Origin of the sequence: Olsenella profusa, assembly GCF_016900315.1 — a bacterium.
GTDB lineage: Bacteria > Actinomycetota > Coriobacteriia > Coriobacteriales > Atopobiaceae > Thermophilibacter > Thermophilibacter profusus_A.
In genome coordinates, this window is sequence record NZ_JACSNQ010000033.1 from 1 (window position 1) to 497 (window position 497).

At 55.9% G+C, this 497-nt stretch carries 1 protein-coding gene; it reads right to left on the minus strand.

Translation table 11 applies throughout. The annotated features are described in order from the left end of the window. Positions 1-124: 124 nt before the first annotated feature. On the minus strand, positions 125-497 hold a 373-nt coding region (locus H9X80_RS08890; protein WP_275100724.1), incomplete at its 5' end, for a hypothetical protein.

Sequence of the window (497 nt, forward strand, 5' to 3'; positions counted from 1 at the left end):
CATAGACATGTACCACCCCCAAAAAAATGCTCACAGCCCTGCCGAAATCCATGATTTTGGCAAGCGCCCTCAAATCGTCTTCCTGTTGCATAGAATTAAAAAATTATTCGTTGTTCCTATACGGTCAAATACCGCGTGACCTGCGCTTCTGCTGTTTTTTCTTGCGTTTCATACGGCGGCGGAAAGCCTCCTCCTCGTAATCGACCGCCGGATTCTGTTCCATGGAGAGGATGCCGGCCGCTTGTTCCAGCACACTGCCCTGTTCCGGACGGCGGCTGCGCCAAAGTTCGGCAGAGGAATCCGTCCGCGCAGGAGCCGGAATACCTTCCCACCAGCGGAAAAGTTCGTTGAACACGTTAGCCGAGAACTCCCTGCCCATGCGCGAGCCGTTGAACACCTCGCGGCGGTCACGGTCAATGAAGGTTACGCCGTATATCCGGCCGGACGCGTTCTCGCGAAACACTACCCCGAGATGCTGCCGGTCCAGCATCCTGACC